Source organism: Paractinoplanes globisporus DSM 43857 (assembly GCF_000379645.1).
Lineage (GTDB): Bacteria > Actinomycetota > Actinomycetes > Mycobacteriales > Micromonosporaceae > Actinoplanes > Actinoplanes globisporus.
Genome location: NZ_KB903317.1, coordinates 40,334 through 62,233, shown reverse-complemented (window position 1 = coordinate 62,233; position 21,900 = coordinate 40,334). Strand labels below are relative to the sequence as shown.

At 69.4% G+C, this 21,900-nt stretch carries 20 protein-coding genes, 1 pseudogene and 1 riboswitch; of the genes and pseudogenes, 11 read left to right on the top strand and 10 right to left on the bottom strand.

The genetic code is table 11. The features are described from left to right. Positions 1–262: 262 nt before the first annotated feature. The 3 genes from A3CQ_RS0130265 to A3CQ_RS0130255 all read left to right on the top strand — a co-directional run bounded on the left by A3CQ_RS0130265 (position 263) and on the right by A3CQ_RS0130255 (position 2,013). Complete coding sequence (locus A3CQ_RS0130265) at positions 263–664, top strand: ester cyclase (RefSeq protein ID WP_020514705.1); 402 nt, start codon at positions 263–265, stop codon at positions 662–664. Then, positions 661–945: a hypothetical protein gene (locus A3CQ_RS0130260; RefSeq protein WP_157296528.1), complete on the top strand. Its 285-nt coding sequence runs from the start codon at positions 661–663 to the stop codon at positions 943–945. Before A3CQ_RS0130265 ends, A3CQ_RS0130260 begins: the two co-directional genes overlap by 4 nt. A gap of 531 nt (positions 946–1,476) precedes the next feature. Continuing rightward, a complete protein-coding gene (locus A3CQ_RS0130255; protein WP_020514703.1) occupies positions 1,477–2,013 on the top strand; it encodes a barstar family protein in 537 nt (178 codons plus the stop codon). Here the strand turns inward: A3CQ_RS0130255 and A3CQ_RS64100 are convergent. Next, on the bottom strand, positions 1,988–2,293 hold the full coding sequence (locus A3CQ_RS64100; protein WP_369076494.1) for a DUF4291 family protein: 306 nt from the start codon (positions 2,291–2,293) through the stop codon (positions 1,988–1,990). The two genes, A3CQ_RS0130255 and A3CQ_RS64100, sit on opposite strands and share 26 nt — an antisense overlap. Before the next feature lie 154 nt (positions 2,294–2,447). Continuing rightward, positions 2,448–3,500 (bottom strand): LacI family DNA-binding transcriptional regulator, encoded by a 1,053-nt coding sequence (locus tag A3CQ_RS0130250; RefSeq protein ID WP_051115393.1) that lies wholly within the window; start codon positions 3,498–3,500, stop codon positions 2,448–2,450. A gap of 443 nt (positions 3,501–3,943) precedes the next feature. On the opposite strand from A3CQ_RS0130250, the gene A3CQ_RS0130245 reads away from it, so the two are divergent. The 3 genes and pseudogenes from A3CQ_RS0130245 (at position 3,944) to A3CQ_RS54575 (ending at position 6,779) form a co-directional block, all read left to right on the top strand. Further along, positions 3,944–5,299, top strand: coding sequence for a DUF1996 domain-containing protein (locus A3CQ_RS0130245; RefSeq protein WP_020514701.1), 1,356 nt, complete (start codon positions 3,944–3,946; stop codon positions 5,297–5,299). 164 nt (positions 5,300–5,463) lie between these two features. Next, positions 5,464–5,673: pseudogene (locus tag A3CQ_RS64360) on the top strand (FAD-dependent monooxygenase); the annotation flags it as partial. A gap of 440 nt (positions 5,674–6,113) precedes the next feature. Next, positions 6,114–6,779: a TetR/AcrR family transcriptional regulator C-terminal domain-containing protein gene (locus A3CQ_RS54575; protein ID WP_020514699.1), complete on the top strand. Its 666-nt coding sequence runs from the start codon at positions 6,114–6,116 to the stop codon at positions 6,777–6,779. A gap of 25 nt (positions 6,780–6,804) precedes the next feature. Here the strand turns inward: A3CQ_RS54575 and A3CQ_RS57800 are convergent, their stop codons facing one another. After that, positions 6,805–7,356, bottom strand: coding sequence for a DUF305 domain-containing protein (locus A3CQ_RS57800; RefSeq protein WP_020514698.1), 552 nt, complete (start codon positions 7,354–7,356; stop codon positions 6,805–6,807). 165 nt (positions 7,357–7,521) lie between these two features. After that, positions 7,522–7,590: riboswitch (guanidine-III (ykkC-III) riboswitch) on the top strand. A gap of 14 nt (positions 7,591–7,604) precedes the next feature. Between A3CQ_RS57800 and A3CQ_RS0130225 the strand changes: the two genes are divergently transcribed. Beyond that, positions 7,605–7,919 (top strand): DMT family transporter, encoded by a 315-nt coding sequence (locus tag A3CQ_RS0130225; RefSeq protein ID WP_020514697.1) that lies wholly within the window; start codon positions 7,605–7,607, stop codon positions 7,917–7,919. 21 nt (positions 7,920–7,940) lie between these two features. Here A3CQ_RS0130225 and A3CQ_RS0130220 read toward each other — a convergent pair whose 3' ends face one another. From A3CQ_RS0130220 to A3CQ_RS0130200, 5 genes are all read right to left on the bottom strand, one after another. After that, positions 7,941–8,144: a hypothetical protein gene (locus A3CQ_RS0130220; RefSeq protein ID WP_020514696.1), complete on the bottom strand. Its 204-nt coding sequence runs from the start codon at positions 8,142–8,144 to the stop codon at positions 7,941–7,943. A 90-nt stretch (positions 8,145–8,234) separates the two neighbouring features. Beyond that, complete coding sequence (locus A3CQ_RS57795) at positions 8,235–9,023, bottom strand: endonuclease/exonuclease/phosphatase family protein (RefSeq protein ID WP_084699292.1); 789 nt, start codon at positions 9,021–9,023, stop codon at positions 8,235–8,237. A 13-nt stretch (positions 9,024–9,036) separates the two neighbouring features. Beyond that, on the bottom strand, positions 9,037–9,411 hold the full coding sequence (locus A3CQ_RS0130210) for a VOC family protein (RefSeq protein WP_020514694.1): 375 nt from the start codon (positions 9,409–9,411) through the stop codon (positions 9,037–9,039). Positions 9,412–9,444: 33 nt separating this feature from the next. Continuing rightward, positions 9,445–10,143, bottom strand: coding sequence for a DUF3800 domain-containing protein (locus A3CQ_RS54560; RefSeq protein ID WP_020514693.1), 699 nt, complete (start codon positions 10,141–10,143; stop codon positions 9,445–9,447). Between the two features lie 58 nt (positions 10,144–10,201). Next, entirely contained in the window at positions 10,202–13,591 is a 3,390-nt protein-coding gene (locus A3CQ_RS0130200) for a discoidin domain-containing protein (protein ID WP_157296587.1), read from the bottom strand. A 1,049-nt stretch (positions 13,592–14,640) separates the two neighbouring features. Between A3CQ_RS0130200 and A3CQ_RS0130185 the strand changes: the two genes are divergently transcribed. The 3 genes from A3CQ_RS0130185 to A3CQ_RS0130175 are packed head-to-tail and all read left to right on the top strand — an operon-like array spanning position 14,641 to position 17,214. Continuing rightward, positions 14,641–15,333, top strand: coding sequence for a response regulator transcription factor (locus A3CQ_RS0130185; RefSeq protein ID WP_026206348.1), 693 nt, complete (start codon positions 14,641–14,643; stop codon positions 15,331–15,333). After that, entirely contained in the window at positions 15,326–16,681 is a 1,356-nt protein-coding gene (locus A3CQ_RS0130180; RefSeq protein ID WP_020514688.1) for a HAMP domain-containing sensor histidine kinase, read from the top strand. The genes A3CQ_RS0130185 and A3CQ_RS0130180 overlap by 8 nt, the downstream gene beginning before the upstream one ends. 35 nt (positions 16,682–16,716) lie before the next feature. Further along, positions 16,717–17,214, top strand: coding sequence for a hypothetical protein (locus A3CQ_RS0130175; protein WP_020514687.1), 498 nt, complete (start codon positions 16,717–16,719; stop codon positions 17,212–17,214). Positions 17,215–17,269: 55 nt separating this feature from the next. On the opposite strand, the gene A3CQ_RS0130170 is transcribed toward A3CQ_RS0130175, so the two are convergent. Both A3CQ_RS0130170 and A3CQ_RS0130165 read right to left on the bottom strand, forming a co-directional pair. Continuing rightward, entirely contained in the window at positions 17,270–18,046 is a 777-nt protein-coding gene (locus A3CQ_RS0130170; RefSeq protein WP_026206347.1) for a DUF5995 family protein, read from the bottom strand. Positions 18,047–18,202: 156 nt separating this feature from the next. Continuing rightward, a complete protein-coding gene (locus A3CQ_RS0130165; RefSeq protein WP_020514685.1) occupies positions 18,203–21,013 on the bottom strand; it encodes an ATP-binding protein in 2,811 nt (936 codons plus the stop codon). Between the two features lie 172 nt (positions 21,014–21,185). Here A3CQ_RS0130165 and A3CQ_RS0130160 point away from each other — a divergent pair, with 172 nt between their 5' ends. Next, the gene (locus A3CQ_RS0130160) at positions 21,186–21,812 is read left to right on the top strand and encodes an adenylate/guanylate cyclase domain-containing protein (protein ID WP_051115404.1); all 627 of its coding nucleotides are present in this window, start codon (positions 21,186–21,188) and stop codon (positions 21,810–21,812) included. Positions 21,813–21,900: the final 88 nt, after the last annotated feature.

Here is a 21,900-nt window from a genome sequence, read left to right as displayed (position 1 = left end):
AGGCGGGAGCGGCGAGGCCTTAGAGACTCGGCCCGGTGAGTCAGGTAACGGTGGGTGACCACCTCGCTGGCCGCCGTGGCAGTGGCGCACGCGTATACCGAATTTGGGGTGTGACCGCTCGACTGCGCCTTGAAGAAATGAGGATGGCCACGAGGTCACCACTGAAGAGCAGCCAAAACGATGCCCCTGTTCCAGGGCTAGACTCGGTGCCGGTCAGCGACGCCACCCCGGAAGTCCAGAATTCGGTCGATGGGAGCACACGATGAGCGAACAGCTCGAGGACATTTATCGCGACTATATCGCAGCGTTGAATGGCCGACGTGTCGAGGACCTCGATCGGTTTGTACATGATCGACTCACCTACAACGGCGAGGAGTGGACGCGCGATCAGTACCAGGCGCTACTCGCTGACGATCTGCAGAAGATCCCTGACCTGCACTATGAAATTCGGCTACTCGTCGTTCGCTCAGACCACGTCGCCTGCCGCCTGTGGTTCGATTGCACACCACAGCAGGAGTTTCTCGGCATCGATGCGGGTGGTCGCAGAGTTTCGTTCGCCGAGCACGTGTTTTACCGCTTTCGCGCGAACCGGATCGAAAACGTGTGGTCTTTGATAGATACCGACGGCATACGGCGTCAGTTGTCGATGCCGGAGAAACAGTGAAGGCGGGAATTGGTGACAGCGGCAACGTCGCGGCTTCCGCCAAAGCCGGTGTGAAGTGGACAGCTGGCTTCGCGGATCTGGACCCTGTGGAGTTCCCGATGCTCTGGGCACTGACGCCGTATGGGGATGCGGTATTCAACCAGAGGCAGGTACCGCTCCTGCTGGCGGAACTCGACCGGCTCCCTGCCGATTTGGGCGGTGACTGGGTCGCTCAGGCCCGTGAGCTGTGCCAGATCGTGGAACGCGGGCTGCACCTGTACCTGTGGTTCATCGGCGATTGACTCAGGTCGGTCTGCCCTCGGCTGCCCAGCCGGAATCTGCTGCGGGCCCAGAACTTGGCAGGCGATGGTGCCGTTGTTGACAGAGTGGGTCCGTCGGCGCGGGCGCTCGCAACGGCGGCGCACAATGGCGCGGTTCTCATTTGAAGTGCCTACTTACCTGTGCGCTACTCGAACGCATTGTTCTGCCGCCGACCGCGCTTCGGCACCCGGTCGGCCGTCACGCTCCGTCCGCCGCACCCGGGCGCGGCGGACGCGCGGTAGCCGATGAGCGGACGCGCGGCCGAGTTTCGTTCGCGCGTCCTTTGCTTTGCGTACCTATACGCACGACCCCGCTGACCTGCGCGGTGCGTCGGGGTACGCAGAGCTGTGCGTATAGGTGCGCAAAGCAAAGCTTGCCGTCGCGGCATCCGGAACTGCCGCCGTATTCGCGCGTCCCGGCTGTCACCGGCACAGCCTCCCGCCGATGGCGGATCATCCGAGAAACCGCGTGAACGCCGATAGCTGGACGATCAACGCGGCTACCGTGTCGACATGGCCGCGTTTGATCCCGAGGTCGAGTTGACTCATCCGGCTGACTACCGCCTGATGATGAACACGTTCGTGACTCTGTTCTGGCGGTCAGAGCTCCTGCAGCGGAGCCTGGACGAGCTCGTTGCCCTGGGCTATGACCTAGTGCACGTCGACGCGACGGCATGGACCACCGAGCAGGACCTACATCGGGACATCGCGGCAGCGCTGCGCTTTCCCTCCTACTACGGACACAATCTGGCCGCGTTGAATGACTGCCTCAGCGATGTCGGATCCATGGAATACGGCACCTCGCCGGCGGTCACCGGCCTCGCCTTGGTGATCAGCGGCTACGACAAGTTCTACGCGATCGAGCCGGACCTCGCTCACAGCCTGCTGGACATCTTCGCCCGCCAAGCCCGCCACGCGGCGCTTATCGGCCACCGCATGATGTGCCTGGTGCAGACGGACGACCCACAGATCGCCATTGCCCCAGTCGGCGCTATGCCCGTCGAATGGAACCAATCCGAATGGCTCACCTCGAACAGGCGACCCGAGTAGACCAGGCGACCAGGCAAAGGCGACGACTGGCGCATTGATCCGCCGCCGATAGGGCGCGTTGCGTAGCGTTGCTCGTCGCCGTGGCCGGGTGGTTCGGGCTCGCACTGATCTGGTTGCGCAGTCGATCGGGTGGTGGGTCGGCGTGCTCGGCCGGGAGATGGGCTGTCGCCGCCAGGTGGTTGCAAGCTGTCAGCAGATCACGGACCTGTCGGACGGTGGGGGTGACGTCGGTGATCGCGACGGTCCACTCGTCGACGTACTGTTCGACCGCCTCGCGCAAATAGGACTATCAAGCAGGCCGTCCAGTCGCCGGGAGCGAGACGCTGAGCAAGTTATCGGTTCGCTGAGAAGAGCGGGTCAGGGACATCGGCGAGCGCCTGGCCGCGGTGAGAACGGGCGGGACGTCGCCCCGTGATCGACGCCCCGCTCGGAGATCAGGCGGACTGGCGCAGGACCAGGGTCGGCTCGTAGATGACTGAGGAGACTCGCATCTCGGGGTCGTCGATCCTGGCCAGTAGCAGCCGGGCTGCCTCGGCGGCCATGTCTTCCAGGGGATGACGGACGGTGGTCAGGGCGGGCGCGGCGGCGATCGCGGCGCTGCTGTCGTCGAAGCCTACGATCGCCACCTGGCTGGGTACCGCGCGGCCGGCCTCGCGCAGCGCCAGCAACGCGCCGACTGCCATCAGGTCGTTCGCTACGAAGACGCCGTCCAGATCGGGATGGTCGGCCAGCAGCGACCGCATGGCTACCTCCCCGCTCTCCTGGGTGAAGTTTCCGGCTGCGATCGGCACCCAGCCGTGGCCGTGTTTGGCCATGGTCCGGCGGAAGCCTGAGATGCGGTCGTGGCTGGCCGGGACCTCGGCCGGACCGGAGATCATGCCGATCCGCTGGCAGCCGCGGGCTAGAAGGTGCTCCGCCGCCAGCGTGGCGCCGGTGTCGTTGGCCAGGTCGACATAGTTGATCGGTACGGGCTCGCCGGGGCGGCCGATCATCACGGCGGGGACGCCGCCGTCGGTCAGCATGCGGGGCAACGGGTCCACGGCGGGCAGCGACAGCACCACGGCGCCGTCGGCCTGGCCGTTTCGCAGGTCGCCGACCAGCCGGCGGCGGCCGTCCTCGGTCCCCACGATCTGCAGCGCCAGTTGCACGCCGGTCTGCCGCAGGACGCTCATGAGGCCGCCGACGACCCGCCCGAAGTACGGGTCGGCGAAGAAGCGGCCCATGAACGGGTCGTCGTCGTGCGACTCGGAGTCGGACACCACCAGCGCCACGGTCCCGGTGCGCCGCGTGACCAGCGACCGGGCCAGCCGGTTGGGCACGTAACCCGTTTGCCCTACGGCCTCCCAGACGACTTCGTGCAGCTGAGGGTCGACATTTCTAACCCCGTTGATCACCCGCGACACGGTCGCGCGCGAAACGCCGGCCACCCGGGCCACGTCTTCCAACGTCGGCAGGCGATCACCAACCGAGGCGCGTTCGCGTTGCATGCGGTCTTTATAGCACACAGGGAAAGCGCTCTCCGATCCCCGCTCGCCGCCGGGAGGGCGACCACCGGTACACGCGAAAGACGCGCTATGGCCTGGAGTGGCAGATGGTCGCGCTGAGCGGCGGGGACTGGGCTATTTGACGGGAGATGCGGCCGCGTACCTGTGAAGGAAGAGGGATGGGCGGCGAGCGCGAGAGACTTCCGGGTTTGGTTCCGGAACCACGGAGGCGGCCTCGGGCATTGACGGGCATGACACAAAGGCGTAACACTCGGAAAGCGCTCTCCAAGTCGCCGTCCGAGTTCCCCGTTACGGGCGGCCGCATACCCCCATCCCCGTGGAGAACTGTGGAGATCCGAGTGAAGACTCTAGCGACAACCCGGCCAGGGGCCGGCAGATCCACAAGACGCGTCCGCGGATCGCGGACGATCATCGCCTCGGCGGCCGTGGCCGCGCTCGCCGGCACCCTCACGATCGTCGGCGTCGGGACCGCGCACGCCGCCGACTCGCTGCTCTCGCAGGGCAAACCCGCGCTCGCGTCGTCGACCGAGAACGGCGGAGCCCCGGCCGCCGGGGCCGTCGACGGCAACGCGTCGACCCGGTGGGGCAGTGCCTGGAGCGACCCGCAGTGGCTGCGCGTCGACCTGGGCGGCTCGGCGAACATCACCTCGGTTCAACTGCAGTGGGAGGCCGCGTACGCCAAGGCGTACCAGATCCAGACCTCGGCCGACGGCAGCACCTGGACCACGATCTTCTCGAAGACCAACGGCGCCGGCGGCAACGAGACGGTCACCGCGAGTGGCACCGGCCGGTACGTGCGGATGTACGGCACCCAGCGTGGCACCGGCTACGGCTACTCGCTGTACGAATTCAAGGTCTACGGCAGCCTGGTCAACCCGCCCGCCTCGGACGGACCCGGCTACATCATGGCCAACCCGCCGGTCACCGGCGTGGTGCCGTCGACCGCGGTCCCGCCGGACACGAACCCGCCGACCACGCACCACGAGTTCCAGGCCAACTGCTCGGTGAGCCGCTCGAACCTGAACGACGACCCGATCGTCTTCCCGAACATGCCGGGCGCCTCGCACTCGCACACGTTCATGGGCAACGTGACGACGTACGCGGGCACCACCCTGAGCAGCCTGCAATCGGGCGGCACCTCCTGCATCACTCCCGGTGACAAGACCGGTTACTGGATGCCGACCCTCCTCAACGGCACGGCCGCCGTCCAGCCGGTCGGCCGCCAGGTCATCTACTACAAGAGCGGCGTGATCGACTACCGCAGCGTGCGCCCGTTCCCGCCCGGCCTGCGCTACGTGGTCGGCAGCCCGGCCGCCACGATCGACGACTTCCGGAACTCCCCGGGCGCCGTCGAGGGCTTCGAGTGCGGCAACAGCTCGTTCAACTGGGACATCCCGGCGAACTGCGCGGCCGGCACCCAGCTCAACGTGCGCATGCAGGCCCCGAGCTGCTGGGACGGCCTGCACCTGGACACCCCCGACCACAAGAGCCACATGGCGTACCCGGTCCTCGGCGTCTGCCCGAACGACCACCCGGTCGCGGTCCCGATGATCGAGTTCAAGATGGCGTGGCCGGTGAGCGGCGACATGTCGCAGGTTCATTTCTCGAGCGGTCGCGGATACAGCTTCCACTACGACGTCTTCAACGCCTGGGACGTCCCGACATTGGCGGCCCTCAGTTCGCATTGCATCAACGGCGGCCTCCAGTGCGACCCGCGCGGCTTCGACCTCTACAAGCCGGACCGCGGCGCCGCCCTCAACGAGAACTACGAGCTCCCGTAACCGCATAACCCCGATCAAGAGGGCGTCGTCCGGCGGGACGGCGCCCTCTTCCCGTGTCCGTACGTTTCGGCTACGGTGTAGCCAGAATGTTTCGACTACACCGTATTCGTAAAAGGGGGCGTGGGATGGAAGACGTGTTGATCGTGGGGGCGGGCGCGACCGGCCGGGCCGGCCGGGTCTTCCTCGCCGGGGACGCCGCGCACGTGCACCCGCCGACCGGCGGTCAGGGCATGAACACCGGCATCCAGGACGGCTACAACCTCGGCTGGAAGCTCGGGCAGGTGCTGGCCGGTGCGCCCGACGCCCTGCTCGACACGTACGAGACCGAGCGCCGGCCGATCGCGGCGCGCGTGCTCGGCCTCTCGGCCGGCCTCTACGAGGACACCAAGAAGCTGCGCTGGAAGTCCCTCAAGCGCGGCGACGAGGAGCGGCAGCTGTCGATCACCTACCGCGACGGGCCGCTGGCCCCGGGCCCCGGCGGGACGACCGAGGTCCGGAGCGGCGACCGCGCCCCGGACTCGCCGATCGTGCGGGCGGACGACCGGGCGGGGACCCTCTTCGACGCCTTCCGTGGACCGCATTTCACGACCATCGCGATCGGCGCCCCGGCGGTGGAGGCCGTGCGGCGCATCGAGTGGCCCGCGGGGGGCGCCCGCGTCGAGGTCGTCGAGCTCGACGGCGAGCGGAACGAGCAGTTCCGGCGCATCTACGGCATCCGCGGGGACGCCACGATCCTCGTACGCCCCGACGGCCACGTCGCCCCGATGACGAGTCAGCTGCTGTTCCCGCACCGCGAGGGTGTAAAAAGCAGGCAATGACCAGCCCCGAACGACGCAAGCCCGGCCGGCCCCCGATCCCGCGGGAGCGGATCGTCGACACCGCCCTCGCGATCGTCGACGAGCACGGCGCGGACGCGTTGACGCTGCGCGCGCTGGCCGACCGGCTCGGCGCGAGCACGGCCACGCTGTACCGGCACGTCAGCGGCCGCGCCGAGTTGATCGGCCTGGTCATCGACCGGATGCTCGGCGGCGCGCGCCTTCCCGACGAAGGCGGGGAGTGGCAGGTTGTGCTCCGGGACGGCTTCACCGCTGTGTTCACCACGCTGACCGAGCACCGGCGGGTGGCCGGCCTGCTCGTCGAGCAGTTCCCGGCCGGGCCGAACGCCATCGCGTTCCGCGAGCGGATTCTCGGGGTGCTGCTGCGCGACGGCTTCTCGCCCGACGAGGCGGCGCTCACCGTGGCGACCCTCGGGCGGTTCACGCTCGGGTTCGCCATGCAGTCGGCGGCGCACGAGCTCACGCGCGAGGAGGCGAACAGTGCGATCGACCGGGGCCGCTACCCGGACGTGGCGCGGGTCCTCGCGACCGTGGGACAGCGTCCGCTCGGCGACGAGTTCGGCTTCGGACTGACCCATTTACTGGGCGGGCTGGCCGCTTCCCGCGCCGAGAACGCGGTGAATGGGAACGGCGCGACTATTTGAGGACGACGCTCATTGCGTACGCAATCTAGGAAAGGCTTTTGATGGTCGACAATGCGGCGTCCCGCGTGCGCAACACCTGAAGGGCCAATGCGCGCGTCTGCGGCTCGACCCCCGATTTGTCCTCGCTGCCGGCCAGGTTCTGACTCTGCTCGAGGTGTGCCTGGATCGCCTTGAGGACGGTGCTGTCGAAGTTCTTTCCGGTCAGCGCCTGCGCGTCGGTGACCTGCTGCGGCGTCACCATGCCGGGCATCTCCATGCCCTCGTGCGGGTTGACCGCGGGGAGGCCGGCCTGGTCGTGCAGCGCGCGCAGGGTGCTGAGCTCGGCCTCGGTGAATGCCTTGACCTGCAGCGCCACCGCCTGCACGTCGGGGCTGCCGCTGCGCTGGGGCACGAGGTCGAGCAGGGGAAGGAGCTGCTCGTCCATCGCGATGTTGATCTCGATCCAGGCGAGGTCGGTGCCGCCGAACTGGCTCGCCGCGGTCGCGACCGGCGAGGGGATCTGCTCCGGCGGCGCGTTGTTGCAGCCCGCGAGGCCCAGGAGGAGGCCGACAAGCAGGACGCGGGCAAACAGTTTCACGCGCAGAGTCTGACTTTTCCGGTCATGCCCTGTCAACGATTCGATATTGGTGAATGGCAACACTCTCGTAACGATGGTAGAGCGCTCTCCCGCCGGCCTTTCCCGGCGATGGTGGCGGCGGGCACAAATGCGTGGCGGGGCCGACACGGATTGCTAGCATGGGCACCGATGCCGCAGTGGCGGACATCCCGGACGAGTGCGCGTCGTACCCGGCTCTGACAAGACGACCGCCGAAGAGGTGACTCGTCATGGCATGGGCCGTGCTCATCGTGTCCGGGCTCATGGAGACCGTCTGGGCCATCGCCCTCGATCGCAGCGCCGGCTTCAGCCGCCCGATCCCGAGCATCACGTTCCTGGTGTCGCTGGCGCTCAGCATGGCCGGCCTCGCCTATGCGCTCCGCAGCGTCCCGGTCGGCACCGGTTACGTGGTGTGGGTCGGCATCGGCGCGGTCGGCACGGCGCTGGTCGGGATGGCCGCGCTCGGTGAGCCGGCCACCCTCCCCCGCCTGATCTGCCTGCTCCTCGTGGTCGCCGGCGTCGTCGGCCTCAAGGTTTTCCATTGAGACTCGCGCGAGGAAAGACCGTCAGACCGTCAGGTCGAAGACGGTTCCCTTCGCGGAGCGGCTCTGCAGCTCGCGCCGGGCGGCCTGCTGCGCCTTGGCCACCGCCAGGGCGTCCTGGTCGACCGCGCGAGCCGCGGAGTCCCGCGCTGAGACGTCCGCGTCGAGCCGCGCTTGGCACCGCAGGAGCTGCGAGCGGGCACCGGTGCTGATTCCGCTGATCGCCATCAGTCGTCCCCCTTTGCTGGGTTGCGAATACGTTGCCGCGTCTATCGGCCGGGTTGCATCGCAGTTGCGGAGACTCGGCGTGCGAAAAAGTCACGGCTCCAGGTCGACGCCCACCGCGTAATGGTCGGAGGGATAGACCCCGCCGAACGGGCGGTCGCCGGCCAGGAAGGCGCCGTGCACGGGCAGGTGCAGGCCGGCCCGGCCGGGGCGGGCGAAGACGTGGTCGATCCGCCGGTCGTCCAGGTGCGGCGACTTGTGGTCGGCGTAGGGGAGGCTCGAGTCGAACGTGACCGCGCCGGGATCCGCGCCGGCCGCCGACCAGGTGTCGACCATCGCCTCCAGCAGGGGAGCGAGCGGAGGCTGATCGGTGCTCGCGTTCAGATCGGCCAGCAGCAGTACGGGCAGCGGCCCGTCCAGGCGCCGATCGGTGGCGATCGCGGCCAGTGTCCGGCATTGGGCGAGACGGTCCTCGGGGTACCGATCGTCCGGTTCCGAGCCGGACACGATGACGTGCAGCGGTCCGCGGGGATGGTCGAGGGTGGCCAGCAGCGCCGTGGGGACGGGCCCGCCGTGCTGCTCGTTCGGGAGTTCGTGGGCCTCGATGACGAGGATGGGCCAGCGACTGAGCAGCCCGATGCCGCACGCGACGCCGGGTTGCTCGCCGTACGAGATCGGGGGATCGGAGGACGGCGCCCAAGCGGCGAACATGCCGCCGGGGGCCGCCAGGCGGTGCGGTTGGTCGGTGCCCTCGCCCGACCAGCTCTCGATCAGGCCGAGGACGTCAGGACGGTACGCCTCGAGGGTGGCGTGAATGCTTTCCTCGCGTTCACGCCAGTTCCCGCCGAAGCGCCACCATACGTTCCAGACCATCACGCGCATCGATGTAACATACTCACGCGTTTTGCCAGAGGCCGATGAGGTTCCCCTCGGTGTCGTGGAAATAGGCGCTGAATCCCATCGTGCCGACCGGCTGCCGGCCGATCGCGACCTTCCCGCCGAGCTTCTCGATCCGGGCGAGCGACTCGTCGAGGTCGTCGACGCCGATCGTGATGACCGGCGCGGTGATCGGACCCTGCCGGTGAAGCATGCCGCCGTTGATCGCGCCGGGCTCGCTGGGCCGGCCCTGCTCGTCGGTCTCGGTGGTGCCGACCATCGTGTACTGGTACTGCGGCATCGAGTCGAGCCGCCAGCCGAACGCCTCGCGGTAGAACGTCGTGGCCCGCTCGCCGTCGTCGAACGGCACCTCGAAGTGGACGACCTTGTCCATGCTGACCTCCTCATTCTGCTGTCTCTGCGCAGACTAGGCCGCCAGGTACGGCGGCAGAAGGCGTCGCAGCGCCGGATCGCCCGCCTCGGTGATCGCGCGTACCGTTCCGGCGAGAATGTCCGCGATCTGAATTTCGGGGTGGCCGGTCGCGTCGAGGAACCGGATGCCCTGCAGCGGGCAGCGCTCCCGCAGGATCTCGATGCGGCGCGGCGGCAACTGGGTCTGCCGGTCGTGGGCGATGTCGACCGGGCCCCAATGCTTCACGGCCGCGACGATCGCGGGAACGAGCGGGTCGAGAACGGATCGGCCGACCGGGTCCTCGGCGAGCCAGGCGCGGAAGCGCGCGACGCGGTCGTGCGGTTTCCCCGGCTCGGTGGGCGGGCTTTTGACCCGCAGCAGGTCGTTGGCCCGCTGCTCGCCGGGGAACGGCAGACCGATGTGCTCGGCGAAAACGTCTCGGACGAATGCCGCCTTGTCCAGCAGGAACACATGGCCGCGGCCGTGCACCGGGCCATTTTCGCCGAGGAACCACACCAGCGTCGCCCGGTGCTTCTCGCGCAGGAGGTGATTGGCCTTGTACTGGGTGGCGGGGGAGCGGACGCGGTCGCGCAGCTCGGTCAGGATCGCCCGCGGATCGGGCACCAGGACGGAGGCGTGCGCGAAATACCGGGTGGTCGAGCCGATGAGTTTCTCGCCCTCGTACCCGGATTCGTCGCACGCTATTTCCCGCACGCTTCATTTCTAGTGTGGGGGCGCCCCTTCCCCACGAGGGGCGCCCCCATTTCGGAGATCAGCTGCGGTAGACGCCGAACTCCCAGAGCGAATACCCGTAGGCAGTCGCCCGACTTGTCCCATTTACTCGGACATACCGGCCGGTGCCGGAGACGTTGAGCTCGTCGAAGCCGCCGTCCCCGCTGGTCGTCGAGTAGATGGTCGTCCAGTTCGACCCGTCGGTGGAGGTCTGCACCTGGTAGCCCGTCGCGTACGCCGCCTCCCACGCCAGCTGCACGTGGTTGAACGACTGCGACGAGCCGAGGTCGACCTGCAGCCACGCCGTGTCGACCCACTCGCTCGCCCAGCGGGTGCCGTAGTCGCCGTCGGTCGCGTACTGCGGCAGCTGCGGGCCGTTCGTGCCGGTCGGCTGGTAGGTCGACGCCGTGGTGGTCCTACCCTTCGACAGGTTGGTCCCCGGAACGGTCGGTGGGACCACCCTGATCGACTTCTGCTCGATGCCGACGTTGCCCTGCCCGTCGTACGCGTAGACGTAGACCTTCCAGACACCGAGTTGGTCGGGCGCCTTGGCGGTGAACGACCCGTTCCCGTTGTCGGTGAAGGTGACGTTGGTCAGACCAGTCCCGCCGGTGATGTATTTGTTGGAATACATCAGGTTGTAGCGGATGAGATCGCCGTTCGGGTCGCTCGCGCCCACGTTGACCGTGAACGTGCCGCCGGCCGGGACCGCCGTCTGGTTCGACACCGACATCGAGGAGATGACCGGCGGCGTATTGGCCGGCGCCTGTCCCGAATAGGCCTGGGACAGGGCGTAGTAGCCGAGTCGCCGCCAGCCGCCGGTGAAGGTGTTCAGCCAGACGCCTCCGAAGTCGTTCTCGAGTCCGTAGTGGAACTCGGTCACGCCCAGAGCCACCCCCGGGTGCGCGTTGATGGTGCTGACGCTGTTCGCGTACCCGTCGCGCTTCTGCACGTCGGTCGGCTCGGTCGGGACCCCGTTCACGTCGTTGGGCACCTCCCACTCGCCGGACGGCCCGGCCTCGGTGACGATGTACGGCTTGGTGTAGCCGCCGGCCACCCAGTCGTTGTAGACGTTGCCGATCGCGCCGTACGAGTTGACGGCGAGCAGGTCCAGGTCGGGCGCGTACTGCTTGTAGTACGGCCAGGCGCCGGTATAGGCGTCCGTCGACGTGACCGGGTGGTTCGGGTCGGCCGCGTGGATCGCCTGCGCGAGCTGGTTCACGAACTTCGCGTACCCGACCCGCCGCGCCTCGACGTCCGCCGCGGACAGCCCGTGGTCCTGCATCGTGAGGATGACCTCGTTGCCGACGTCCCACATCAGCACGCCCGGGTTGTTCTTCAGGGTATTGACCCGGTTCACGATCTCGGTCTTCACCGAGTTCATGTACGCGGTGTCGTTCACGTAGTCGGCGCCCTGGTTGAGCCAGTGTCCGACGACCACCTTGATGCCCTGCTGAGCGGCCCGGTTCAGCAGTGTCGGCGTGTTGGCGTCGTCCACTCCCCAGATCCGGATCGTGTTGACGCCCATGTTCTTCAGGTCGCGCATGTAGCCGTCGGCCGCCGCCTGCGGCGGACCATAGGTCAAACCCTTCAGCCGGTACGCGGCGCCGTTGACCTGGAGCTGCCAGTTGCCCTGCGTGCCGGTCACCTTCACCACGCTGGGCCCGCCCGGAGTGGCCGGGTCGGTCATCGCGGCCGGGGTGCTGCCAGGTGAACGCGACACGGTGACCGAGTCGACGCTGAGGATCCCGCCCGAGGTGGTGTCGGCGGTCGGGGTGGTGCGCCCGGCGATCGCGTTCGGCAGCGAGCCGCCGATCCCCAGGTCGAAGCGGAGGAAGAAGCCGTGGTGCACGGCCGCGTTCCAGGCCGTGACCCCGACCTGCGACTCCCGCACGACCCAGGTCTGCCGGCCGTCCAGGTAGAACCGGATCTCCTCGTCGGTCTTGGTCCGGTCGATCACCTGCGAGTACTCGTGGAAGCCGGTCTGGCAGCCGGCACAGCTGGCCAGCCCCGACTGGCGGCCGTTGTACTCCGCGCACGGTCCGTCCGGCGCGGTGCCGCAGTGCAGGGTCTGCGACAGCTGGCTGCGTCCGTTGACGTCGGTCATGATGTCGGTCTCGCCGACGCCCGGCCAGTTGTTGTAGTTGCCGCGGTACGCCGCGCCGGTCGCCCGGAATCCCGGCCAGTACCCGAGCCCGTTCGCCACGTCCGGCTGCTTGAGGACCGCACTGAACTTCGTCATCGTGCCGGCGAGCGGCTCGAAGTCGGTGCGCTGCGTCTCGAGCCGGCCGGAGGTCCAGTTGCCGGCTCCGTCGCGGATCGCCCTGACGTTCAGCTTGCCGCCGCCGTCGAGGTAGACGTTCGCCGTGCTCGCCGACGCGGTCTCGACCTCACCGGTGCCCCAGTTCGCGGCGCCGCCCGGGTAGGACGTGCCGGTCCGCAGCAGCCAGTTGGCGCCCGACGGCGACGTGTTGGCCGCGCCGTCGAAGGTGTCCGACCAGATCGTCGTGTAGTTGCCCGGATCCTGGGTCGGCGTCGTGGTCGGCGGCGTCGTGGGCGTCGTGGTCGGCCCGCCGGTCCCGCCCGTGAAGATCTTGAACTCGTACAGCGAGTAGCCGTACCCGCCCGGACGCTGCGTGCCGTACATCCGCACATACCGCCCGGTGCCACTCACGGTGAGGGTCTCGGTTCCGCCCGCGCCGGTCGTGGTCGAGTAGATGCTGGTCCAGGCGTTGCCGTCCGGCGAGGTCTGGATCTGGTACGCCTTGCCGTATGCGCTCTCCCACTGCAGGACGACCTGGCAGATCGACTGGCTCGAGCCGAGGTCCACGGCGATCCACTGCGGGTCGCTGAACTGGCTGGACCAGCGCGTGCCGGCGTTCCCGTCGGTAGCGTTGGCCGCCGCGACGTCCGCACCCTCCTGCGACGAGGCCGTGGTGGTCCGCCCCTGCGCGGCGTTGGTGGTGCCGCAGGCCGTAGGAGTGGACCCGATCGATCCGTACACCTTGAACTCGAACAGCGAGTAGCCATACCCGCCCGGACGCTGCGTGCCGTACATCCGCACGTACCGCCCCGAGCCACTCACGGTGAGGGTCTCGGTGCCGCCCGCCCCGGTGGTGGTCGAGTAGATGCTGGTCCAGGTGTTCCCGTCCGGCGAGGTCTGGATCTGGTACGCCTTGCCGTAAGCGCTCTCCCACTGCAGGACCACGGAGGTGACGGTCGCGGTGGCACCCAGGTCGACCCGGATCCACTGCGGATCGCTGAACTGGCTCGACCACCGGGTCCCGGCGTTGCCGTCGGTAGCGTTGGCCGCCCCGACGTCAGCGCCCTCCTGAGACGAGGCCGTGGTGGGCTTACCCTGCGAGAGCAGGGTGTCCGCGGCGTGCGCGCCCAGCTGCACGACCGCGACGTAGGCGACAACGATCGCCATGACGACGAGGGGGATGAGCCGCCGCCAGACATGGCGCGGCAACGAGGAAGCCGTCTTCACTTGTAACTCCCGGGGATAGATCGGCGGCGCTCGGGGAAAGCGCTCTCCGTCATTGCGCGAAGTGTTACGCCCGCCTTTCCGCCATGTCAATACTTTCCCGCTCTCCCTGCCCGCCCCACCGCCGCAACCCACGCAAACCCGACACTCCTATTGACACCTGCAGTCTTCCCAGCCATCGTGACGATTGGTTTGGAGAGCGCTCTCCAACCAGCATGGCCGGCGGCCAGCACCCTCGCCGCCGGCCATGCCCACCCACCCAGGGCCCGCGCGCCCGCCGCACCCAGCGCGCCCACCAAGCCCGGGCCCCTCCCCACCGCTCAGCGTGCCCACCACGCAACGGTGAAGACTTTCTGTCCGTGGCGAACACGTACTCCACAAGATCGAGCAATGCGCACGAAAGCCCGTCGACTTCCTGTTAGCCACGAACAGAAGCTCCACAAGATCTGTGAGCCGAGCCGGCGGAAGCCAGGTTCTGATGTGGCGGCGAATGCCGCCCAGGCCGACCCGGGGGTGATCTCGCGTCGGCAGCCCAGCCAAATCGCAAGAGTGGGTGGGACGCAAACGGGTTTTGTTTGCAGCCCACCCACTCTTGCGATCCCCTGAAGGCAGCCGTCGCGAGGAGATCACCCCACCCACCGCAAGCAAACCGCCAGGCTTGATCTCCGAGCCGAGGCCGGGGTGTGGGGCGGAGCCCCGCGGTCTTAAAACGCACGCAGACACCATGATGGCCAAGCGCACCCCCGAATGGATCCAAGACATGATGACCTTCATGACCCAGTTCAACGCCGACCTGAAAAAACCGGAGAGCTACTAGAAGCCCGAGGCCTGGACTTCCCCAGCAAAGCCAAAACCATCAGCCTGACAGAAGGTCAGGTCGTGATCTGGGCCGAACGAGTAGAACTCCGCGAAACCCCCGACGAACCCCCCGAGCTCTGACCCCTTACGTTGCCCGAACACTGACAACGACCGCTGCCCGGCATGATGGACCCGTGACCGACGTCCCCGCCAAGGGCCTAGTCCTAGTCGTAGAGGACGAGCGCCCTATAGCCGACCTGGTGCGGCTCTATCTGACCAGGGACGGCTTCGGCGTACACGTAGAGCACGACGGCACCGCCGGCCTGGCGGCCGCCAGACGGCTGCGCCCCGTGGCCTGCATCCTGGACATCGCGCTCCCGGGATTGGAGGGCACCGAGATCGTCCGACGGATGCGCGCCGACGGTGATTGGACGCCGGTCATCTTCCTCACCGCCCGCGACGACGAGGTCGACCGCATCCTGGGCCTCGAGATGGGCGGCGACGACTACGTCACCAAGCCGTTCAGCCCCCGCGAGCTGGTCACCCGCGTCAAGACCCTGCTGCGCCGCGCCGCCGGCCCGCCCGGCGACGGCCAGCGGGTACGCACCCTGGGCCCGGTCACGCTGGATCCCGGCCGCCGCCAGGTCCACGTGCACGGCGAGCTCCTGAGCCTCACCCCGACCGAGTTCGACCTGCTCGGGCATCTCCTCGGTCGCCCGGGCCGGGTGTTCACGCGGGAAGAGTTGCTCGCGAGCGTCTGGGGCTACGCTTCCGCGGCCGGGACGCGTACGGTCGATGTCCATGTCGCCCAGGTGCGCGCGAAACTCGGCGGGGCGGCGTCGTTGATCCGTACCGTGCGCGGCGTCGGTTACACCGCCGATGCGTGACTTCTTCCGCACCCTGACCGGCCGCGTCGTGCTGGTCACGGCCGCGACCGCGGTGGTCGCCGTGATCGTGACGGCGCTGGTCGCGGTGCCGGTCGCGATCCGCTCGGTGAACACCCAGATCCGCGCCGAGCTCGTCGAGCAGAGCAAGATCGCCGTGGAGCTGCTGACCACCGAGAAGCAGGCCGCCCGCGAGCGGATCGTCATGGACCTGCGCGGCGAGGACGTCGAGGTCTATCTCGTACGCCGGGGCCAGGTCGACCGGTCCGGCCTGCCGCCGCGGGTGGTGCAGCAGGTCGCCGCCGGCCTGCAGGTCAACACCCGGTCCCCGGTCGACGGCCGCCCCTCGTTCATCGTCGGCCAGCCGCTGAGCGGGCAGCGCAGCGGCGTCATCCTCACCCGCCCGGTCGCCACCGGGACGGCCGGGCGCGTACTCGGCAGCATCTGGATCGCGATGCTCGCCGGTCTCGCCGGCGGCATCCTGGCCGGCGCACTGCTGGCGCGCTTCATCGCGCGCCCGATCCGGCTGGCCGCCGGCGCGGCCGCCCATCTCACCGCCGGCGACAGGTCGGTGCGCATCCCGCGGCGCGGTCCGGCCGAGGCCGCCGACCTCGCCGACGCGATCAACCAGCTCGCTACCGCATTGCAGATCAGCGAGGGACGTGAGCGGGACTTCCTCTTGTCGGTCTCGCATGAGCTCCGCACGCCATTGGCCACCATTCGGGGGTACGCGGAGGCCTTGGCGGACGGCGTCGTGGCCGAGGACGGCGCCGTCAAGGCCGGAGCGACGATGCTGGCCGAGGCCGACCGCCTGGACCGCCTCATCTCCGACCTGCTGGTGCTGTCCCGACTGGAGGCCGCCGACCTGCCGCTCGACGTGGTCCCGGTCGACGTCGTCGAGCTGGTGCGCGCGGCGGCGGACGCGTGGGCGGCCCGCTGCGCCCCCGACGGGCCGCTCTTGCGGGTGCAGTTGCCCACGACGCCGCTCGTGGTCGAGACCGATCCCGGCCGGATCCGGCAGGTGATCGACGGCCTGTGCGAGAACGCGCTGCGGGTCGTGCCGGCCGGCGCGCCGCTGGTGCTGGCCGTGCACGCCGCCGAGCACGCCGCGGTCATCGAGGTGCGCGACGGCGGACCGGGCTTCACCGACGACGACCTGCGGGTGGCGTTCGAGCGCGGCGCGCTGAACCGCCGTTACCGGGGCATCCGCAAGGTCGGCAGCGGGCTCGGCCTGGCTCTGGCCGCCCGGCTGGTGGCCCGGCTCGGCGGCCGGATCAGCGCCGGGCACGCGCCCGAGGGCGGCGCGATGTTCACGGTGGAACTTCCTTACCCTTCCCGAACATTGCCCTGACCCGAGCTTTGTGTGCAGGCGGCAGCATTCCCGCCATGAGACGAACCCTTCTGGCCCTCGGCATCACCGGCTTGGTCTCCGTCGCTCTCGCCGGTTGCGGGGCATCCTCTCCGGCCGTCTCCGCCGACGTCGCGGACGAGGCGATCGCGCTGCAGCAGGTCGGCTTCGACACCGGCCTGGCCGACAACCCGTCGCCGAGCGCCTCCGACGGCACCGGCGACGCCCCGCGCAAGCAGCTGCGCAAGTACCTGCGCCGGAACACCCTGCACGGCGAGGTCACGATCCAGACCAAGAAGCAGGGCGCGAAGACGATCGTCGTCCAGCGTGGGCAGGTCACGGCCGTCGCCGGCGACAGGCTCACCGTCAAGTCGACCGACGGCTTCACCCTGACCTGGGCGTACGGCGACAAGCTGCGCATCGTGCAGGACAAGAAGACGGTCGAGAAGTCGGCGCTGAAGACCGGCGAGGAGATCGGCGTCGCCGGCACCAGGGACGGCGACGTGACCAGCGCCCGCCTGATCGCCGTCAAGTAGGGGGCACGGCCGAGGCCCGTCTCCCCCGGGACGGGCCTCGGCGTACCAGTAATGCCTACTGCAGGAACTCGCCCAGCGGGCTGAGCAGCAACTTGCCCAGGTCGGACGCGATCCGGTCGAGGTGGGCGCGCTCCTTGTCGGTGGCCGACATGTCATGCCGCATGCCCCACAGTTTCTGGGCGTTGCGCCAGGCGACGTTGCGCGTGTAATCCACCGCCTCGCCCTGCCACCAGTCGTCGAGGCGGCCGTTCATCGTGTCGATGAGCAGCTGCCACTTGTCGAGGTAGCCCCGGCGCAGGCCCGGGATGGCCTCCGCGAAGATCTCGTTGATCTGCAGGTAGTCGTGGTGCTGGTCGCTGTCGTCTATCGGGTCGGAGCCCAGGTGGTCGAACGTGGTCACCAGCGCGAACGGCAGGTCGAAGTTGATGTGCGCGTTCACCCCGGCGCAGGCGGCCGGCAGCGGGCGGCAGTCGGGGCCGGGTATTCGCTGGAACAGCCCGGCCCAGACGCGCGGGCAGCGCGGACTCTCGTCCGGCCCGGCCCAGGCGCGCAGGGCGTCGAAGTATCGGGCCGCGAACTCGACGTCCAGCCGGGAGAGGAACGCGGGGTCGGCGAACTTACCGCCGTACAGGCGTTCCAGCACGCTCTCGGTGATCGTCAAGTACAGCTTGTTGAAGTCGCAGAGCGGGTTCTCCTGCAGCAGCGGTGGTACGCGGCCGAGGATGTCCTGCAGCTTCGTCAGCTGATCGACCACGGCGGGCACGTCGTCGGGGTGCGACTGCAGCAGGTCGGACATCTCCTGCCGCACCGGGCCCCAGACCGACTGAGTCATCGGTTCCTCCAGGCGCATCTTCACTCGGAGGGCCCCCAGCACCGCCCGGCGACGGTAGCCGCCGGGCGGTGCTCCCCCGTACGGGAAGCCTTGCACCGGTGGCCTACGTAGGGATCGGTAGAACGACGTATTCCGCGTACGCAGATAACGAAAAGGTCACGCCGCGGTCAGGTAGACCCGGCTCGCCTGCACCCGCGTACGTACCTGGAGCTTGTCGAAGATGTGTCCGACGTGCACGCCGACCGTGCGCTCGCTGATGAACAGCCGCTCGCCGATCTCCCGGTTGGTCAGACCCTCGGCGACCGCGGCCAGCACCTCGCGCTCGCGCTGGGTCAGCACGGACAGGCCGTCGTCCTCGCCGGGCACGGTCATCTCGACCGTGTCGATGTCGTCGGCGAGCTGGACGCGGAACCGCTGCGCGGTCGAGACGATCTCGGCGGTGAGGGGCCGGGCGCCCATCGCGGTCGTGGTCGCGTACGCCTCCCGGAGCGCGAGCACCGCGGCGGGCTTGCGGGACTTGCGGGTGAGCGCGGCCTCGGCCCGGCGCAGGCGGGCGTACGCGGCGGGATAGGGCTGGTTGCGGCGGTCCCAGGCGGTCGCGGCACGCTGCCAGGGGTCGGGGTCGTGCCGCTCCTCGACCCGGCTGATCTCGGCGTTGCAGAGGTCGATGTACCCGTCGATGACCGCGCGCACCGGGGTCGCGGCGCGGCCCACGCCCTCGGCCATCCGGCCGACGACCGTCTTGAGCCGGCGGATGGCGCCCGGGTCGACCGGCTCGCCGGCCGCGCGCGCCTCGGCCTCGGCCCGCAGGCCGTGCCAGGCCAGCACGCCGAGCAGCACGAGGTCGTCGGAGCGGGTCTCGGTGAGTCCACGCTGGACCGCGGCGCGGGCCTGGGCGTGCCGGCCCTGCCACATCGCGAGGCCGGCGCGCAGGGTCAGCATCGGCAGCACGTGCCGCGCGCCGCCGCCGGCCAGCAGCGTGGCCACGGCGTCGAGGTCGCGCTGGGCGGCGTCGACGTCGCCGAAACCCACCCAGAGGCGGCAGCGGGCCAGCAGCAGCTCGACCGCGTCGGCGCCGGACGGCCGGTGCCGCATGGCCGTCTCGAGCACGGCGTCGGCCTCGGCCCACTGGCCGATCCGGAACAGGCCGTTGCCGGCGATCGCGAGCAGCCGGGTCTGATACGTACGTCCGGCGCCCAGCGAGGCCAGCCGTTCCGCGCCCCGGCGGGCGACCAGAACGCCCTCCTCGGGGCTGTTGAGCGGCCCGGCCAGCAGCTCGGCGAGGTGCAGATAGGCCACCCCGAGGTCGTCCGGGTGACCGGAGCGCTCGGCGATCTCGACCGCGTGCCGGATCACGGCGAGCCCGGCGTCGGGGTCCTCGCGGAACGCCGAGCTGAAGCCGAGCGCGGCGCTGGCGCGTACGAGATCTCGGGTGGAGCCGTTGCCGGCGGCCTGGTCGAGCGCCTCGGTCGCCCGCGCGTACGCGTCCGCGTAGCGGCCCAGATGCAGCAGCAGCTCGGCGAGGTTGGCCGCCGCCGAGACCCGCTGCTGCGGCGTGCAGTCGGGGGAGCGCAGGGCCAGTTCGTACTCCACCTCGGCGGTCGCCGACCGGCCCGCGGCGGCCAGGTACCGGGCGCGGAGCAGGTGCAGGGCGCACTCCGACGGCGCGTCGGGCCGCCGGGCCAGCTCGGAAAGCCGGTCGAGGGCACGCTGGTGCTCGCCGCACTGGTGCGCCGTCTCGGCCGCGTGCGCCAGCAGCTCGGTGCGTTCCGGTGCGCTTTCCGTCGTCAGGTCGAGGGCCAGGGACCAGTAGCGATGCGCCTCGGTGAACCCGTACAACTTCTCGGCGCTTCTCGCCGCCGCGACCACCGACGGCAGTGCGCGAGCCGGCTCGCCCGCCTTCTGCCAGTGATGGGCGAGACGGGCGTGATCGACAGTGCCGGCCGCCTCCATCGCCTCCGCGTAGCGGCGGTGCAGCGCCGCGGCCTCGGCCGGCAGCACCTCGGTCTCGAGGATCTCGGCGACCAGGCGGTGGCGCAGGCGGTAGCCGTCGGCGGCGCTGGCCACGAACCGGTGGGCCACGGCGGCCCGGATCGCCTCGAGCAGCTCGTCCTCGGCCAGCTTGGTGACCTTGGCCAGGATCGTGTGGTCGACCGGCTCGACACCGGCCGCGATCGCGTGGACCACGGCGTGCGCGTGCGGCGGCAGCTCGTCCACCCGGGACAGGAAGATCTCGCGCAGCGTGTCGGACAGCTCCACCCGGCCGTCGCGCAGGTCGCGGGCCAGCTCCTCGACCACGAACGGGTTACCGCCGGAGCGCTTGTAGACGCGGTCGGAGTCCTCCGGCTCGATGCCGTCGCCGGCGATCGCGTTGACCAGCTCGGACGTCTGCTCGCGGTCGAGCGGGGCGAGGTCGACGACCTTCACCGAGCGCAGCCGGCGCAGCTCGGCCAGCACGCGGCGCAGCGGGTGGGCGCCGTGCAGCGCCTCGGCACGCACCGCGGCCAGCACCGACAGGCGGATGCCGCCGAGACCGGCGAGCAGGTAGAGCAGCAGCTGGCGGGTGCTACGGTCGGCCCACTGCAGGTCGTCGAGGACCAGTAGGAGGTGCTTGTCGCCGGCCACGGTGCGCAGCTCGCGGGAGACGCGGTCGAGCAGCGCGTCGGCGCCGGCCGTCTGGTCCCACTGCTGAAGATCCGGCTCATACTGCCGCAAGGCCTGAAGAACGGGGTGCAAAGGGGACGCATCGCCGATGTCGAGGCAGGTCCCGGACAGCACGGAGTAACCCGCGTCACCCATCGCGCGGGCGGTCTCGCGCAGCAGTCGGCTCTTGCCGACGCCGCTCTCGCCGGTGACGAACACCGCGGACGTGCCACCCGGGCCGACGTTGCGCAGGTCGGACTGGACATCGGCAAGCGTGTCGGTGCGCCCGACAAGCGGACCGTCGTCCCCCTCGTCGCTGGCCATGCTGGGCAGCCTAATGCGAATCGACCTAGCACGTTGTCGTCGGTTCGGTCTGTTCTGCGTCACAAAAATGACGGGAGCCCCGGCTGTCAGAGATACGTCGTTCTGACGATCCAGAAGTGGACGGCGGCTGGCACCGTTCTCCCCGGGGCAAGTGATCTGGGGGAGTGAAGACATGACCGCAATCGCTATGGCGGAGCAGGAGCGGCGTCAGACCGTCACGGTTTTGTTCATCGACATCGTGGGCTACACCTCGCTCACGGATGATCTTGACTGTGCGGTGGTCCGCGCGTTGCAGCGGGACTACTTCTCGACGGTGTGCGATGTGGTGCGCACCGCGGGCGGGGTTGTCGAGAAGTACGTGGGGGACGCGGTCATGGCGGTGTTCGGCACCGGGCCCGGGGGATTCGGGCCGGAGGCGGCCGCTTCGGCGGTACGGGCGGGCCTGTCGGTCCAGGAGGCGTTGAGGGGGCAGCTCCTGGCCGGCAGGTTCGCGGTACGTACCCGGGTCGGGCTCGCGACCGGCGATGTGATCGTCGATGTCGTGGCCGCCCGGGAGTTCGGGCACGGGATGGTCAGCGGCAGCGTGGTGTCGACCGCCGCGCGGCTGCAGGCGTACGCGCCGCACGACACCGTCGTGGTGTGCGCGTCGACCCAGGCGGTCACCGATGAGCTGATCGCCTACCAGGAGCTGCCGCCGGTGCGGGTGGCCGGCAAGCCGTACCCGCTCGATCTGTGGCGCGCGCTGCAGCCGCAGCGGGTCCCGGCCGGGGGACAGCTCTGCGGGGTGGGCGCCGAGTAGGGGCACTCGGCGTCCACCCTTCAGAAGGGTGTCGTGGCTCACCACCTGGGGTATACGCGGCTATTATCCGGGATCTTCGTGACGGCCC